Source organism: Corynebacterium sp. TAE3-ERU16 (assembly GCF_019209935.1).
Lineage (GTDB): Bacteria > Actinomycetota > Actinomycetes > Mycobacteriales > Mycobacteriaceae > Corynebacterium > Corynebacterium antarcticum.
This window is the reverse complement of record NZ_JAHUTN010000002.1, coordinates 101,949-117,082: the sequence shown is the minus strand read 5'-3', so window position 1 is coordinate 117,082 and position 15,134 is coordinate 101,949. Positions and strand designations below refer to the sequence as shown.

Sequence of the window (15,134 nt, the reverse complement as noted above, 5' to 3'; positions counted from 1 at the left end):
TCGCGCCCGGGTCACCGGACGGATGACCGGGCCGGCAGGTTCCAGAACCGGTTCACGTCGTGGCCGAGCTCGTAGATCGCGCGCCGGACGACGGGGAGACTCAGGCCGATGACATTGGACGGATCCCCCTCGATCCGGTCGATGAACCAGCCACCCAGCGCCTCGAGGGTGAAGGCCCCGGCGCACTGCCACGGTTCCCCCGTCGCGGCGTATGCCTCGATGTCCGCATCGGACACGTCCGCGAACACCACCGATGTGCGGGAGACCGTGACCCTGCAGGCGCCCCCGGGGCCGACGACACAGTGGCCGGTGATGAGCTCGGCGGTCCGCCCCCGTTGCCGCCGCCAGCGTTCCGCCGTGGCGGCCGCGGTGTGCGGTTTGCCCTGCAGCTCACCGTCGAGGAGCAGCATCGAGTCACACCCGATGACGATGTCGTCCGGGTGATCCGGTGCGACCTTCCGTGCCTTCGCCTCCGCCAGGGCGGCGACCACATCGCCGGGTTCGGCCTCCGGCAACCCGGCGATCAGCGCGTCCTCGTCGACGTCCGCGGGATGGATGACCGGCTCCACCCCCGCCGAATTGAGGATGGACCGGCGGGAGGAGGACGCGGATGCGAGGACGATGTTCATGCCCCGACTCTATTGCCCGGTTCCCGGGAGCGGCAACGGTGGGTGAAGCGATGGTGCTAGCATGAATGCCCCGACCCTTCGGACGACGAGGAGATGAGTGCACTGAGCGGCAAGATGTTCGATCCGGGAAACGCGACCTGTTCCCCGGCCAGCAAGCGGATCTACGCGTGGTACGCCATCGCCTACACCGTCGTCGATGTGGCCGCCGCCGTACTGTTCGTCATCGGTTCGATCCTTTTCTTCCGGGAATCGACCACGACCATCGCCACCTGGATGTTCCTCATCGGTTCAGTCCTGTTCGGAGTCCGGCCCTGCATCAGCCTCGTCCGTGAATGGCATCTCCTGAGGATCAGGGACTACGGCGACCTCGCCGCGGAGGCATGATCCCCGCGCTCCGGTGGGAAACGGCGGGCCGGGGGCCGGGGTAGAATCCGGTTCGCCACACCGGGCTCTCCGGGACCGATAACGCAAAGGCGGTACTCCGTGACAATCGTCGTCATCCTCCACATCCTGATCCTGATCGGTTTCGGGCTCCGGATCCTCATCAGGGACGATCTCGAGCCACCGGTACGGCTCGCCTGGCTGATCATCCTCCTCGTGCTGCCATTCATCGGCGCCATCATCTACTTCCTCTTCGGTGAGGTCGACCTCGGGCAGTCCGCCAACCGGCGGCATGATGAGGTCTGGGCCCGGATGCGACGGTGGGGCGCGAATTTCCTGGGCGACCCCGCCGTCACCGATGATCTGGTCGATGCCCGGTACCGGCCCGCCTTCCGCTACTCCGCCTCGATCAACGGCTTCCACGCGGTCCCCGGCAACCGTGCGGAGCTCATGACTGATGCTGCGGAGACCAACCGCCGGCTCATCGCGGACATCGACGGTGCCACCGACCACGTCCACGTCCTGTACTACATCTGGTTGACGGACACCACCGGCACCGACGTGGCGAGAGCGCTGATCCGCGCAGCGGAGCGCGGTGTGACCTGTCGGGCACTCGCCGACGGACTCGGCTCCCGGGCACTCATCCGGTCGGACCTCTGGCGGGAGATGGCTGACGCGGGGGTGCAGCTGGGGGTCGCACTTCCGCTACGAAATCCACTCCGGACGATGATCACGTCGAGAATCGATCTGCGCAACCACCGGAAGATCACCGTCATCGACGGCTCCGTTACCTACTGCGGCTCCCGGAACTCCGCGGACCCCGAGTTCCGGGTCAAGCCGAAGTACGCGCCGTGGGTGGACATCATGCTCCGATTCACCGGACCGGTGGTCTCCCAGAACCAGCTGCTGTTCGCCAGCGACTGGGCACAGACGACGGGGGAGAACCTCGACGTCATCCCGGTTCCGCCGCAACCCGCGGACCCGGCCGGCTTCCCCGCACAGGTCATGGGGGACGGACCGACCGAGCGTCAGGGGGCCACGCCGCAGTTGTTCGCCACCCTGATCGCCTCGGCACACCACAGGCTGACCATGTCCACCCCGTACTTCGTGCCCGATGAGACCGTGGTTCAGGCGCTCATGGCCGCCGCGTTCCGGGGTGTCGAGGTCACGATGATCTTCCCGGAGAACAACGACAGCTGGATCGTCGCCGGTGCCAGCCGCAGCTACTATCGTCAGCTCCTCGCGGCGGGGGTCCGCATCCACGAGTTCCGGGGTGGGCTCCTGCACGCGAAGACGCTCACGATCGACGACACGATCACCCTCATCGGGTCGACGAACGTCGACCTACGCAGTTTCGACCTGAACTACGAGAACAACATTCTCCTGCAGGACCGACGGACCACCGGGGCGGTGCGGGCCCGCCAGTCCGAGTACCTCGCCTCATCCAGGGAGGTGAGCGAAACCGAGGTGCTCGGCTGGAGCTGGTACCGGCGTGCCCGGCACAACGTCCTCGCCACCATCGGTCCGGTACTGTAGCCGTCCTCTCATCCGGAGATCAGGGCGGCGCCCGTCTCCGTGCGGAGATCCGAGTCATCCAGCACATACCGCGAAGTGTGCCGGTGGAGGACCACGCGCAGCCCATGTGCCAGTGGGTTCACGGATCCCGACCACCCGGATCTCCGGTGCCGGGGCCCGCGGATTCTGCTGGTGCTCCGACATGTCTCCACCCTCTCCCGCATGCTCGCGTCGCCGGAAGGCCCTCCAGATCCACCCGGACACGTGCTGGTCGGTTGTGGCCGAGGCCGCCGGAGCGGTGCCGGTATCGGGGCGGCGGGGACAAACTGTGGACAGCATCGGCGTCGCCGGGGATCCGACAGGTGCGGCCGGTGGGTGGGCACCGGCAGAATCTCTCCCCGTGGATCGCGCCGGAATGTGCGTCGGCCCCGAAGTGGTCGCTCGCCCGGAGCTCGGTGGCGACGAACCCGTGTTCGGACCCTGCGGCGGGTAGACGGCGGCAGATCTCCGAGCGTGCCCCGGATCTGGGCCCCGGTGGTGAGTTCGGGGGAGTCGGGGTGCACGCGTACTCCGCCGGGATCTCCGTAGGGGTGGGGGCCATGAGCACCACGCGGCAGCCGGTGCGCGCAGCGGCTTGACTGACTCGATGAGAGGGTGACAGGTCGGCCAACGGTGGCGGGGAGGATCCGTGCAGGCGAGGATTCCGGCGTGGCTCTCGGCGGCGCGGACCATCCGTACAGGGCGGTGGACTCATCATCGACACTCTCAGCCGCACCATACGTCCGGAAGGATTCCGTCTGGAGCTGGTCGATCTGACTGCGGAGACCATCGGGTTCTGAGCGCAGAGCTAAGGGACGATCAGCCTCGAGCTGTCCGGTCACTTCGTTGGATCCGGTCCCGATCTGAAGCACTGTTTCTTCGGTCGGTTCGCTGGAGGGGCCGCGTACCCGCCGGCTACGGTAGTGCAGCTGTCTCCGTTGACTGACGCGCGAATACCCCCGCCCTGACCATCACGGATGTCTGGGTGGGGGTCGACCGCGTCTTACGCGGGGATCAGTAGAAGCTGACGTTCTGGAACGCGGTCGGGTTGTGGGTGACCGGGCGGCGCAGCCGCTCCTCGAGATTCCCCCACAGGTTCCGGGTACGCTCAGAGTTCTCCGCCTCCGCAGCGGCCTGTGCCGCGAGGCCGGCGAAGATCACCGTGAGCGCGGCGGTCTCGGCGTCATCCGGATTGCCGTTGACGATCTGCAGGACCGGCTTCGCGGGCTTCTCCGCATCGGTTGTCTCCGCGGCGTCGGCCGGCGCGGTGGTGGTGTCGGACATGGATCCTCCGGTTTGTGTCTCTGTGAAGGTGCGGTGGGAAGGGGCGTTTCTCTACAGCGGGATGTTGCCGTGCTTCTTGGCGGGGACGTTGACGACCTTACGGTCGAGCAGACGCAGCCCCTCGATCAGCTGGCCGCGGGTCTCGGACGGCGGGATGACGGCGTCCACGTAGCCACGCTCGGCCGCCATGTACGGGGTGCACAGGGTCTCCTCGTACTCCTTCTCGTACCCCTTCATCACGGCGGCGACGTCCTTGCCCTCCGCCGCGGCGGCCTTCAGCTCCTTGCGGAAGATGAAGCCGACGGCGCCCGAGGCGCCCATGACGGCGATCTGTGCGGTCGGCCATGCGAGGCAGATGTCCGCGCCCATGTCCTTGGAACCCATGACGCAGTAGGCTCCGCCGTAGGCCTTCCGGGTGATGACGGTGATCTTGCCGACGGTGGCCTCGGCGTAGGCGAAGAGCAGCTTCGCGCCGCGGCGGATGATGCCGTCGTACTCCTGGTTGGTGCCGGGGAGGAATCCGGGGACGTCGACGAACTCGACGATGGGGACGTTGAAGGCGTCGCAGGTACGGATGAACCGGGCGGCCTTCTCGCTGGCCTTGATGTCCAGGCAGCCGGCGAACTGCATCGGCTGGTTGGCGACGAATCCGACGCTCCGGCCCTCGATGCGGCCGAACCCGATGAGGATGTTCTCCGCGTAGCCCTCCTGGATCTCGAGGAACTCGCCGTCGTCGACGACGCGGGTGATGACGTCCTTCATGTCGTACGGCTGGTTCGGGGAGTCCGGGATGATCGTGTCGAGTTCGCGGTCGGCGTCGGTGATGTTGTCCGCGATGGAGCCCTCCATGATCTCGGCTTCCTGGCGCGGCGTCTCCGCACGGTTGTTCTGCGGCAGGTAGGTGATGAGCTCGCGGACCCAGTCGAGGGCGTCGGCGTCGTCGGACCCGGTGTAGTGCGAGGTACCCGACATCGACATGTGGGTGTCGGCACCGCCCAGTTCCTCCTGGGTGACCTCCTCACCGGTGACGGTCTTGATGACGTCGGGACCGGTGATGAACATCTTGGAGGTCTTGTCCACCATGACGATGAAGTCCGTCAGTGCGGGGGAGTAGACGTGGCCGCCGGCGCAGGCGCCCATGATCATGGAGATCTGCGGGATCACACCGGAGGCCATGGTGTTGCGGTAGAAGATCTGGGAGTAGAGGCCGAGGGAGACCACACCCTCCTGGATCCGGGCACCGGCACCTTCGTTGATGCCGATGAGCGGGACCCCGGTCTTGATGGCCAGGTCCATGATCTTGACGATCTTCTCACCGTAGACCTCACCGAGTGCGCCGCCGAACACGGCGCCGTCCTGCGAGAACACGCAGACCTTCCGCCCGTCGATGGTTCCGTAACCGGTCACGACACCGTCCGTGACGGGACGCTTCGCGTCGAGACCGAAGTTCTTCGACCGGTGGCGTGCGAGAGCATCCACCTCAACGAAGGAGCCGTCGTCGAGCAGATACTCGATGCGTTCGCGGGCGGTCTTCTTGCCCGCCTCGTGGACACGTTCGACGGAGGCCTCTCCCATGGGGGCGACGGTCTCTGTCAGGCGCGCGCGGAGGTCGGCGAGTTTACCGGCCGTGGTGGTCAGGTCGGGTGTGGAGTTTTCGGTCGTCATGTTTTCCAAGTTTATAGGGGTGGGGCCCGCCGAAGGAGTGAAAATCGGTCGGCATTCTCTTGTCGGGACGCGTTGCCGGTGGGAAAGCCCCGCGGACGGGGACACTCTAGCAGGGGTCTCCGCACCTTCCCGAAGCCTGTGGGTGCGAGTTGTACAGCACTTTTGCCCCTGGAACATCGGGAAATGAAGGAGCCTCCCCGGTTCCGTCACGGAACCGGGGAGGCTCCCGGGTTTTCATGTCCGTCACCCCCGGGCAGGGGGCCGTGGTGTGGCCTCCCTCCGGACGGTGGGCCCGGTTTTCCGGGTTTACAGGGGGATGTTCCCGTGCTTCCGTGCGGGCCGCTGGACGTTCTTTCCGGCGAAGAGGCGCAGGTTGCGGGCGATCTGACCGCGGGTCTCGCTGGGCAGGATGACCGCGTCGATCAGGCCGCGTTCGGCGGCTAGGTACGGGGTGAGCATGTAGTCCTCGTACTCACGCTCGAACGAGGCCGCGAACTCCGCGACGTCGAGACCCCGGTCGGCCGCGTCCTTCAGCTGCTTGCGGTAGATGAAGCCGACGGCACCCTTGGCGCCCATGACGGCGATCTGTGCGGTGGGCCAGGCCAGGTTGAGGTCCGCGCCGAGTCCCTTGGAACCCATGACGCAGTACGCGCCACCGTAGGCCTTGCGCATGGTCACGGTGATCTTCGGGACGGTGGCTTCTCCGTAGGCGTAGAGCAGCTTCGCGCCCCGGCGGAGGATGCCCTCGTACTCCTGCCCCGCTCCGGGGAGGAATCCGGGGACGTCGACGAGCATGACGATGGGGATGTTGAAGGCGTCGCAGGTGCGGATGAACCGGGCGGCTTTCTCGCTGGCGTCGATGTCCAGGCAGCCGGCGAACTGGGTGGGCTGGTTCGCGACGAACCCGACCGACTGTCCCTCGATACGGCCGAACGCGATCACCACGTTCGCCGCGCGGTCCTCCTGGATCTCCAGGTAGTCGCCGTCATCGGTCAGGCACTCGATGACCTCGCGGACGTCGTAGGGCGTGGTCGGGGAGTCGGGGATGATCCCGTCCAGCTTGAGGTCGTCCGCGGTGATGTTGTCGCTGATGGAGCCCTCGTCGCGATCGTGCTCCTCGAGCGGTGCGTAGCTCCGGTTGTTCGAGGGGAGGTAGCCGACGAGTTCCTGAACCCACTCGAGGGCGTCCTCGTCGGAGGCGGCTGTGTAGTGGCTGTTGCCGGCGGTCTCCATGTGGGTGCTCGCACCGCCCAGTTCCTCCTGGGTGATCTGCTCGCCCGTGACGGTCTTGATGACGTCGGGTCCGGTGACGAACATCTTCGAGGTCTGGTCGACCATGACGACGAAGTCGGTGAGTGCGGGGGAGTATGCGTTGCCGCCGGCACAGGCTCCCATGATCACGGAGATCTGGGGGACGACGCCCGAGGCGTTGATGTTCTGGTAGAAGGTCTGCGCGATGAGGTCCAGGGACACGGCACCGTCCTGGATACGTGCGCCGGCCCCTTCGTAGAGGCCGATGAGGGGACGGCCGGTCTCGACGGCCAGTTCCATGATCTTGATCATCTTCTCGCCGTAAACCTCGCCGAGTGCGCCACCGAACACGGTGCCGTCCTGGGAGAAGATGCAGACCTCACGGCCGTCGATGGTGCCCCAGCCGGTGACGATGCCGTCGGTGGCCGGTCGACGTCCACCCATCCCGAAGGCGGTGGTGCGGTGACGGGCCAGCTGGTCCGTCTCGATGAAGGAGCCCTCGTCGAGGAGGAAATCCAGTCGTTCCCGGGCGGTGAGGCGACCGGCGGCATGAACTTTCTCCACCGGTGCGAGGCCCATGGGGAAGGTGGCCTCGGCGCGGCGTGCCTTGAGGTCCGCGATCTTGTCGGCGGTGGTCATCGGGCCGGACATCGAGGAAACGTCGATCAAAGGTGAGGAAATCGTCATGTTTGGGGAGTCTAGGGCAGCGGTTTTAGTTTTCAAAGCAAAAACGTGGTGATCTGCATCACAATTAGAGAAAGTGCTGGTTAAAGGGCGTTTCCTGGGGTCGAGGTGGTTTCGGGCGTGTCGCCCGGCCGACCACGTACGCGCTATCGTGACAGGCATGATCTCGCGGACCCCACGTAACCCGGTCGACACCGACGCCCTGCGTCGCCGCTGTGTGGACGGCGGACCCTACAACCGCATCGACCACACCGCGCGGACCGGTTCCACGAACGCCGATCTGGTCGCCGCGTCCGGTCGGGGAGCGCCGGAGTGGACCGCGGCCGTCACGGAGGACCAGTCGGCCGGTAGGGGACGGCACGGGCGGGTCTGGACGGCCCCCGCGGGCAGCCAGGTCATCGTCAGCGTCCTCATCCGCCCGCCCCGGTCGAGCCTCGGACGTCTCGGTACCCTGCCGCTGGCGGCCGGACTGGCGGTCGTCGACGCCGTCAGGGACGCCGGGAAGCGGGCCACCGCGGAATCCGGTTGCCCGTGTTCCCTGGACCCGGTGCTGAAATGGCCGAATGACGTGTTGCTCGGTGGGCGGAAGCTCTGCGGCATCCTCGCCGAGGCCGCGAATCTCTCCGACGCCCCCGCGGTGGTGGTCGGTCTCGGCATCAACGTGTCCCTCACGGAGGAGGAGCTGCCCGTCCCGCACGCGATCTCCCTGGACCTCGCCGATCCCGCGCACACCTTCGACCGGACCCTCCTTACCGGGGACGTCCTTCTCGCCCTGCACAGACGACTGACCCAGTGGGCGGCCGGGGAACCCGGTCTCCTGGTCGACTACCGTCGGGTCTGCTCCTCGATCGGCGCCCGTGCCAAGGTCGTCGTGCCGGCCGCGAACGGGGACCGGACCATCTACGGCACCGTCACCGGGGTCGCCGACGATGGTCGGCTGCTGTTCCACGACGAGGACGGGACCGACCACGAACTGGCGGCCGGGGACGTCACCCACCTGAGGTCCGTATGAGAGGGGGGATGGTCCCGGTACCCGGTGAACACGTCCTGGTCGATGTGCGGGCACCGCTGCGGGAGATGGTCTTCCCGTTCCTGGAGATGATCGCGGCAACCGGCGTGCTCTGGATCATCATCGGATGGTTCGACGCCACGGACGCCGGCAGGTACGGGGTGGGGCCGTTGCACCTGCCTCCGGAGTGGCGGAACGGCTTCGTCCTCCTCTGGATGATGCTGGTCGTCTGGCGTTTCGTGGTCCCGCTCCTGCGGAAGCGGCGCCGCCGGATGATCGTCACGGACCGGCGCATCATCTTCCGCGCCGACGGCTTCCGGTCACGTCCCCGGTCGTTGGCGATGTCCGCGGTGACGTGGGCGGAGAAGGAACGGGGTGGACTCGCCGTCTACCTGCGGGACAGTGATCTACCCGTCTACTACGGCGGTCTGCCGAAGATCCGGAAGATCGCCCGGATGATCAACGATCCCCTCGCCTGAACCGGTCCACCGCACCGCTATAGTTGTGCGGTGTGAGCAACCATCCCCGTGACCCCCTGCCCGCCGGTGGAAAACCCGAGGCGCACGCCGCCGGAATGCCCGTCGTCACCGTCATCGGTGACGGTCAACTCGCCCGGATGATGCAGACCGCGGCGATCGAGATGGGCCAGTCCGTGAGACTTCTCGCCGGATCCCACGGGGCGTCCGCGGCTCAGGTCGCCGCCGATGTCGTCATCGGGGACTACACCGACCTCGAGTCGCTCGAAACCGCCGCCGAGGGATCGAGCGTCGTCACCTTCGACCATGAGCACGTCCCCGCCGAGCACCTCCGTGCCCTGATCGACGCCGGGGTCAACGTCCAACCCGGTCCCGATGCCCTGGTTCACGCGCAGGACAAGCTCGTCATGCGGGAACGACTGCGCGATCTCGGCGCCCCGGTACCCCCGTTCGCCGCGATCGGGTCGGTCGATGACGCCACCACCTTCTTCGATGAGGTCGACGCACGGGTCTGCCTGAAGGCACGCCGCGGAGGGTACGACGGCAAGGGGGTCTGGTTCCCCGGGACCCGGGAGGAACTGGTCCGGCTGGTCACCGAACTCCTCGGCCGTGGGATCCCGCTCATGGCCGAGGAGAAGGTCCGCCTCGACCGGGAACTTTCGGCGATGGCCGCCAGGACCCCCTCCGGACGCTGCGCCACGTGGCCGGTCGTCGAGTCTGTCCAGACCTCCGGTGTCTGCACCGAAGCGGTCGCGCCCGCGCCCGAGCTTCCCCCGAAACTCGCGGAACAGGCCGAGAAGCTCGCGGTGGAGATCGCCGACGAACTCGGTGTCACCGGTGTCCTCGCCGTCGAGCTCTTCCTCACCCACGCGGGCGGGGACGATGAACCCCGGATACTGGTCAACGAGCTGGCCATGCGGCCGCACAACACGGGTCACTGGACACAGGACGGGTCCCGCACCAGCCAGTTCGAGCAGCACATCCGTGCCGTCCTCGATCTCCCGCTCGGTTCCCCCGAAACCGTCGGTGGCACGACGGTCATGGCCAACGTCCTCGGCGCCGACGAGGACCCCGGGCAGAGCATGCACGACCGGATGATCGAGGTGTGGAACCGGTTCCCTGACGCGAAGATCCACATGTACGGCAAGGACTGGCGCCCCGGACGTAAGATCGGACACGTCAACCTGGTCGCCGGCCCCGGTCACGACGGTGACGTCCCCGAACTGCGCAGGCGGGCGCGTCTCGCGGCCCACTACCTCGTCCACGCGACCTGGGCGGACGGCTGGATCTCCGACTGACCCACGCCCCACGTCCCGCACCCCATCAGCTCACCGGAAGGACGGTCATGGAAACCACCGAACGCAGCGTCTCCGAACGCCCCACCGGCCCGCTCGTCGGCCTGATCATGGGATCCGACTCAGACTGGCCGACCGTGGAACCGGCGGCTGAGGTCCTCGCCGAGTTCGGCATCCCCTTCGAGGTCGGTGTCGTGTCCGCGCACCGGACCCCTGAACGCATGCTCGACTACGCCCGCTCGGCGCACACCCGCGGCCTGTCCTGCATCATCGCGTGTGCGGGCGGCGCGGCGCACCTTCCCGGTATGGTCGCCGCGGCGACCCCGCTGCCGGTCATCGGCATTCCCCGTGCCCTCGACACCCTCGACGGGATGGACTCCCTGCTGTCGATCGTCCAGATGCCCGCCGGTGTCCCCGTGGCCACCGTGAGCATCGGTGGAGCGAAGAACGCCGGGCTCCTCGCCGCCCGGATTCTCGGTGCCGGTGACCCCGCACTCGTCGAGCGGATGGCCGCCTATCAGGACGAGATGCGTGACGCGGTGCTCGCCAAGGATGCGGCGCTGCGTGAGCGGCTGCTGGGGCAGTGACCCCGCCCGTCGGCGACGGCTCCCGGCTCCCGGTCGTCATCCTCGGCTGCCGTCTCCGTGACGGTCGTCCCGGGCGCGCCCTCGAGCAGCGCCTCGTCGCGGCCCTTCCCGCCGTGCGTCGGCAACGGGACTCACCCGTCGTGGTGACCGGATACGGGGAGGCCCCCGCGATGCGGGACTGGCTCGTCCACAACGGGGTCGACGCGGCGCGGATCATCACCGAGGATCGCGCGACCTCGACCAACGAGAATCTCGAGAACACCCGTGAACTGCTCGCCGACTGGCCGGAGTGGATCGTGGTCACCAACGAATTCCACACCCCCCGGGTGAAGCTCTGGGCCTGGCACCACGGGTACCGTGTGCGGATGGTCGCCGCGAGAACCCCGCTCGTCAGGATCCCCCACCTGTGGACCCGCGAGGTATTCGCGCTCGTTCATTCTCTACTGCGCATCGTCTGGCGGCGGATCCGCTCCTGAACGACCGTTCCCCGGGCCGGTCAGTGCCTCCTGCCGGAACGCCACAACCAGACGGCGGCGAGAACGAGGACGAGCGCGAGCACCGCGGGCCACACCTCCGGTTCGGGGCGCGTCACGTTGATCACCGCCTGGAGCAGTGCCACCGCCGCGAAGAAGGACACGAATCCGGTGAGGGTGTCACGCTGCAGTCTCCGGCGGCGGGCCTCGGACGGGTCGCGGTCTGGTCGGGGCGTGGACAAGGGTGCTCCTCCCTGAGGTGCGGTTTCGGGTACGGGTCGCCGCTCAGGCCTTCACACCGCCGGCCGTCAGGCCGGCGACGATACGACGCTGGAACACGAGCACCATGATGACGAGGGGGACCGTCACCAGCGCACCCGCGGCCATGATCGAGGTGTACGGGTACTCGAACGCGGACGGGCCTGAGAAGCGTGCGATCGCCACCGTCACCGGTTCCGTCGCGGTCGTGGAGAGCTGCTTGGCGAGCATGAACTCGTTCCATGCCGCGATGAAAGCCAGGATCGCGGTCGTGAACAGTGCGGGCGCCGCCAGCGGGAGCAGGACGAGCCGGAACGCCTGGCCCCGGGAGGCGCCGTCCACGCGCGCGGCCTCCTCGAGCTCCCACGGGAGCTGCTGGAAGAAGCTCACCAGCGTGTAGATGGTCAGCGGCAGCGCGAAGGAGATGTCCGGGATGATCAGGGCCCGGTAGGTCCCGATCCACCCCAGATCGCCGAAGAGCTGGAAGAGGGGGGTGACCAGGGCGATTCCCGGGAACATGCTGGCCGCCAGGACGATGCCGGTGACGATGCCCTTGCCGCGGAAGTCCAGCCGGGCCAGCGCATACGCTGCGAAGACCCCGACGAGGACGCTGGCCACGGTGGTGATCAGACCGATGATCAGCGAGTTACCGATCGCGGCGAGAAAGTTGTTGCCGGCGTCCGTCGCCAGGGCATCGCGGAAGTTGTCGAGGGTGACGTGCGTCGGCCAGGGGGTCGTGTCGAAGGTCCAGTCCGAGTCCCGGAGTGCGGTGACCAGCATCCAGTAGAAGGGCGCGAGCCCCCAGACGAGGATCGCCAGGACACCGATGTAGTTGCGGACGGTCTTCATCGCCGTTCCTCTCCTTCAGTGCTGCTTCCGTGTCGGTCAGCGGTCCCCACACCGGCGCCCGGGGCCACCAGGACGAGTGGATTGTGGGCCGCGGGCGCCTCATCGACGGGGGCGGGTGCGGTGCCCTTGGCCGTCCGTGAACTGCCGCGGATGTCCGCGCCGAGGAACCGGATCATCACGAACGCCACCGCGAAGATGAGCAGGAAGATCAGGGTGGACAGCGCCGAGGCCGAATTGAAGTGGTTCTGCCGCATGTCCTCGACCACGAGCTGTGAGATGGTGGCGGTCGGTGAACTGGACGCCCCGGAGATCATGATGACCGGGAGATCGTACATGCGCAGTGCGTCGAGGGTGCGGAACAGGACCGCCACCATCAGCGCCGGACGCACCAGCGGGAGGGTGATCCTGGTGAAGATCTGCCACCTGGAGGCGCCGTCGACGCGTGCGGCCTCGTAGACGTCCTTCGGGATCATCTGCAGGCCGGCGAGGATGAGCAGCGCCATGAATGGCGTCGTCTTCCACACATCGGCGAGGATGACCGCCGTCCGCGCCGCCCACGGGTCGGTCGTCCACCGGACATCCAGTCCGAGGACGGCGTTGACCACGCCCTGATCGGCGAAGATGAACTGCCACAGTTTCGCCGTGACCGCGGTCGGGATCGCCCAGGGGATCAGGACCGCGGCACGGAGCAGCCCCCGGCCGAGGAACTCGCGGTTCATGACGGTCGCCATCCACATGCCGAGGACGGTCTCCAGGCTCACGGTGACCACAGCGAAGAAGAGGGTGATCCGGAGCGCGGGCCAGAAGTCCGTGGACAACACACCCGGGGGGCACGTGCTGTATTCCCCGCCCCCGGCGGGGCAGCTCTGGGTCAGCCAGTACAGGTAGTGCCGGAGCCCCGCGAATCCCCCCTCCACGAAGAATCCCGTCGTCGGGTCGAGACCCTTGTCCGCCTGGAACGACAACCAGATGGCGCGGATGATGGGATACCCGATGACGATGGCCAGCACGATCATCGTCGGTGCGATGAGCGCTACCGCAGAGCGGGTCTGTTTCAACCTGGACATGGAACTCCTCGGTCCGGTGGTGGGGGCCCGGTTGAAGGCGGTGGGCCCGGTGGGGTCATCCCACTACTACATCTACCCGCCGGGCACCGGGGTGGACATCCTCCCCGGAGGCCGGGGGTGGCGCGGGGGCGGAGTGCGGTGGAACGCGGTCGGTACGCAGAGGTCCGCCCCGGTGCCCGACGACGTGTCGGCCACCGGGGCGGATCCGCGGTGTGGGGGGGGATCCGGGTCAGCGGTGTCCCACCGCCCACCCGGGGGCCGACTAGCGGCTGGCCTGTTCCATGGCCGCCTGCATGTCGGACGCTGCGTCATCGACGCTCTTCTCACCGGTCAACGCGGCGTAGGAGTTGTCCTGGATCGCCTTGGAGATCGCCGGGTAGAAGGGGCTTACGGGACGCGGGACAGCGTTCTCGAGGGAGATCTTCAGCGCGGGCATGTAGGGGAACTCCTTGATGAGATCCTCATCGTCGTAGATCGATGCGAGCACCGGCGGGAAGGAGGCCTCGGCGAAGCTCATCTGGTTGTCCTCGGAGATGATGAACTCGATGAAGTCACGCGCGGTTGCCTTGTGCTCGGAGTAGACCGAGATGGCGTTGTTGTATCCGCCCAGGGTGGAGACACCGACGCCGTCCTTGGCCACCAGCGGCTGCACCGCGAACTCGCCCTTGACCGCCGAGTTGTCCTTCTCCGCGTTGCCGTACATGTAGGGCCAGTTGATGGCGAAGGCGGTACGGCCCTCGGTGAAGGCCAGGTTCGTCTCCTCCTCGGTCGCGGAGATCGAGTCACCCGCGATGACCCCGTCGTCGTAGGCGTCGACGAGTGCCTTCAGCCCGGCCTTGGAGTCGTCGGAGTCGACGACGGGCTTCTCATCGGAGTCGATGACGTGGCCGCCCCAGCCCTCGATGAAGCCGACCGTGTTCACGGTCAGGCCCTCGTACTTCTTCAGCTGCAGGGTCAGGCAGTCCTTGTCCTGCTCCGAGACCTTCTCGCAGTCCTCGGCGAGTTCCCCGAAGTTCTCCGGGGCCTCGGGGACGAGGGCCGTGTTCCGGAAGAGGAGCTGGCCGTTGGTGTTCTGCGGCACCGCGTACAGCTTGTTGACGTAGGTCGCGGAGTCGACGGTGGACTGCAGCAGCCCGGAGGTGTCCACGGCCATGTCGCCCTCGAGGGGCTCGAGCCACTGGTTCGCGGCGAACTCGGCGGTCCAGATGACGTCGAGTGCCATGACGTCGTAGTCGGTGCTCTTGGCCTGCAGCGCCTGCTTCAGGGTGTCGGCCTGCTCGTCGGCCTCGCCGGCGAGTTCCTTGAGGGTGACCTTCTCTTCCGGGTGCTCGGCGTTCCACTTCTCGATGACGGGCTTGAGCTTGTCGGTGTCGTTCTTGCCCATCGCGAAGGTGATCGGGCCGCGGGCCTCATCGCCGGAGGAGGTCGCGTCCTTCGCCGCGGAAGAGGCGGCGGAGCTGGCCGACGTGGCCTTCTCCGCGGGCTCGCCGGAGTCGGAGGAACAGGCGGTCAGGGCGCCGGTCGCGAGGAAAGCGGTGGCCGCGACGGCGGTGACGGCTCTGCGGTTGAATCTGATCGTCATAAGGTGACTACCTCTCGTTCGGTTTTCCCCGGTGTGGTCCCGCGTGTCCCGGAGTGCGGGTGATGAAGTGGGACACACATCGGGGCGGTT

The 15,134-nt window shown here is 67.2% G+C and carries 15 protein-coding genes; 7 read left to right on the top strand and 8 right to left on the bottom strand.

The annotated features are described in order from the left end of the window. Positions 1-11: 11 nt before the first annotated feature. Positions 12-629, bottom strand: a complete 618-nt coding sequence (locus KRX55_RS02735) for a Maf family protein (RefSeq protein WP_218406317.1) — start codon at positions 627-629, stop codon at positions 12-14. A 93-nt stretch (positions 630-722) separates the two neighbouring features. Between KRX55_RS02735 and KRX55_RS02730 the strand changes: the two genes are divergently transcribed. Together KRX55_RS02730 and cls are read left to right on the top strand one after the other, a co-directional pair. Beyond that, positions 723-1,013 (top strand): YrhK family protein, encoded by a 291-nt coding sequence (locus KRX55_RS02730; RefSeq protein ID WP_255567513.1) that lies wholly within the window; start codon positions 723-725, stop codon positions 1,011-1,013. 99 nt (positions 1,014-1,112) lie between these two features. Next, entirely contained in the window at positions 1,113-2,546 is a 1,434-nt protein-coding gene (cls, locus tag KRX55_RS02725; RefSeq protein WP_218406316.1) for a cardiolipin synthase, read from the top strand. Positions 2,547-3,578: 1,032 nt separating this feature from the next. Here the strand turns inward: cls and KRX55_RS02720 are convergent. The 3 genes from KRX55_RS02720 to KRX55_RS02710 form a co-directional block, all read right to left on the bottom strand. Then, positions 3,579-3,848, bottom strand: a complete 270-nt coding sequence (locus tag KRX55_RS02720; RefSeq protein WP_218406315.1) for an acyl-CoA carboxylase subunit epsilon — start codon at positions 3,846-3,848, stop codon at positions 3,579-3,581. Positions 3,849-3,899: 51 nt separating this feature from the next. After that, complete coding sequence (locus KRX55_RS02715; protein ID WP_218406314.1) at positions 3,900-5,513, bottom strand: acyl-CoA carboxylase subunit beta; 1,614 nt, start codon at positions 5,511-5,513, stop codon at positions 3,900-3,902. Between the two features lie 306 nt (positions 5,514-5,819). Then, positions 5,820-7,451: an acyl-CoA carboxylase subunit beta gene (locus KRX55_RS02710; protein WP_218406313.1), complete on the bottom strand. Its 1,632-nt coding sequence runs from the start codon at positions 7,449-7,451 to the stop codon at positions 5,820-5,822. Between the two features lie 160 nt (positions 7,452-7,611). Between KRX55_RS02710 and KRX55_RS02705 the strand changes: the two genes are divergently transcribed. From KRX55_RS02705 to KRX55_RS02685, 5 genes are read left to right on the top strand one after another with little or no spacing between them, the layout of a single operon-like run. Further along, the gene (locus tag KRX55_RS02705; protein ID WP_370625747.1) at positions 7,612-8,460 is read left to right on the top strand and encodes a biotin--[acetyl-CoA-carboxylase] ligase; all 849 of its coding nucleotides are present in this window, start codon (positions 7,612-7,614) and stop codon (positions 8,458-8,460) included. Between the two features lie 8 nt (positions 8,461-8,468). Then, positions 8,469-8,936, top strand: coding sequence for a hypothetical protein (locus KRX55_RS02700; RefSeq protein WP_218406311.1), 468 nt, complete (start codon positions 8,469-8,471; stop codon positions 8,934-8,936). A 32-nt stretch (positions 8,937-8,968) separates the two neighbouring features. Then, complete coding sequence (locus KRX55_RS02695; protein ID WP_370625739.1) at positions 8,969-10,231, top strand: 5-(carboxyamino)imidazole ribonucleotide synthase; 1,263 nt, start codon at positions 8,969-8,971, stop codon at positions 10,229-10,231. A gap of 47 nt (positions 10,232-10,278) precedes the next feature. Beyond that, positions 10,279-10,815 (top strand): 5-(carboxyamino)imidazole ribonucleotide mutase, encoded by a 537-nt coding sequence (gene purE, locus KRX55_RS02690; protein WP_218406310.1) that lies wholly within the window; start codon positions 10,279-10,281, stop codon positions 10,813-10,815. Next, complete coding sequence (locus tag KRX55_RS02685; RefSeq protein ID WP_218406309.1) at positions 10,812-11,291, top strand: YdcF family protein; 480 nt, start codon at positions 10,812-10,814, stop codon at positions 11,289-11,291. The genes purE and KRX55_RS02685 overlap by 4 nt, the downstream gene beginning before the upstream one ends. A 20-nt stretch (positions 11,292-11,311) precedes the next feature. Here KRX55_RS02685 and KRX55_RS02680 read toward each other — a convergent pair whose 3' ends face one another. From KRX55_RS02680 to KRX55_RS02665, 4 genes are all read right to left on the bottom strand, one after another. Next, entirely contained in the window at positions 11,312-11,530 is a 219-nt protein-coding gene (locus KRX55_RS02680; protein WP_218406308.1) for a hypothetical protein, read from the bottom strand. 43 nt (positions 11,531-11,573) lie between these two features. Continuing rightward, positions 11,574-12,395, bottom strand: coding sequence for a carbohydrate ABC transporter permease (locus tag KRX55_RS02675; RefSeq protein WP_218406307.1), 822 nt, complete (start codon positions 12,393-12,395; stop codon positions 11,574-11,576). Next, on the bottom strand, positions 12,392-13,462 hold the full coding sequence (locus KRX55_RS02670) for a carbohydrate ABC transporter permease (RefSeq protein WP_218406306.1): 1,071 nt from the start codon (positions 13,460-13,462) through the stop codon (positions 12,392-12,394). Before KRX55_RS02670 ends, KRX55_RS02675 begins: the two co-directional genes overlap by 4 nt. A 262-nt stretch (positions 13,463-13,724) precedes the next feature. After that, positions 13,725-15,044: an ABC transporter substrate-binding protein gene (locus KRX55_RS02665; protein ID WP_218406305.1), complete on the bottom strand. Its 1,320-nt coding sequence runs from the start codon at positions 15,042-15,044 to the stop codon at positions 13,725-13,727. Positions 15,045-15,134 lie beyond the last annotated feature (90 nt).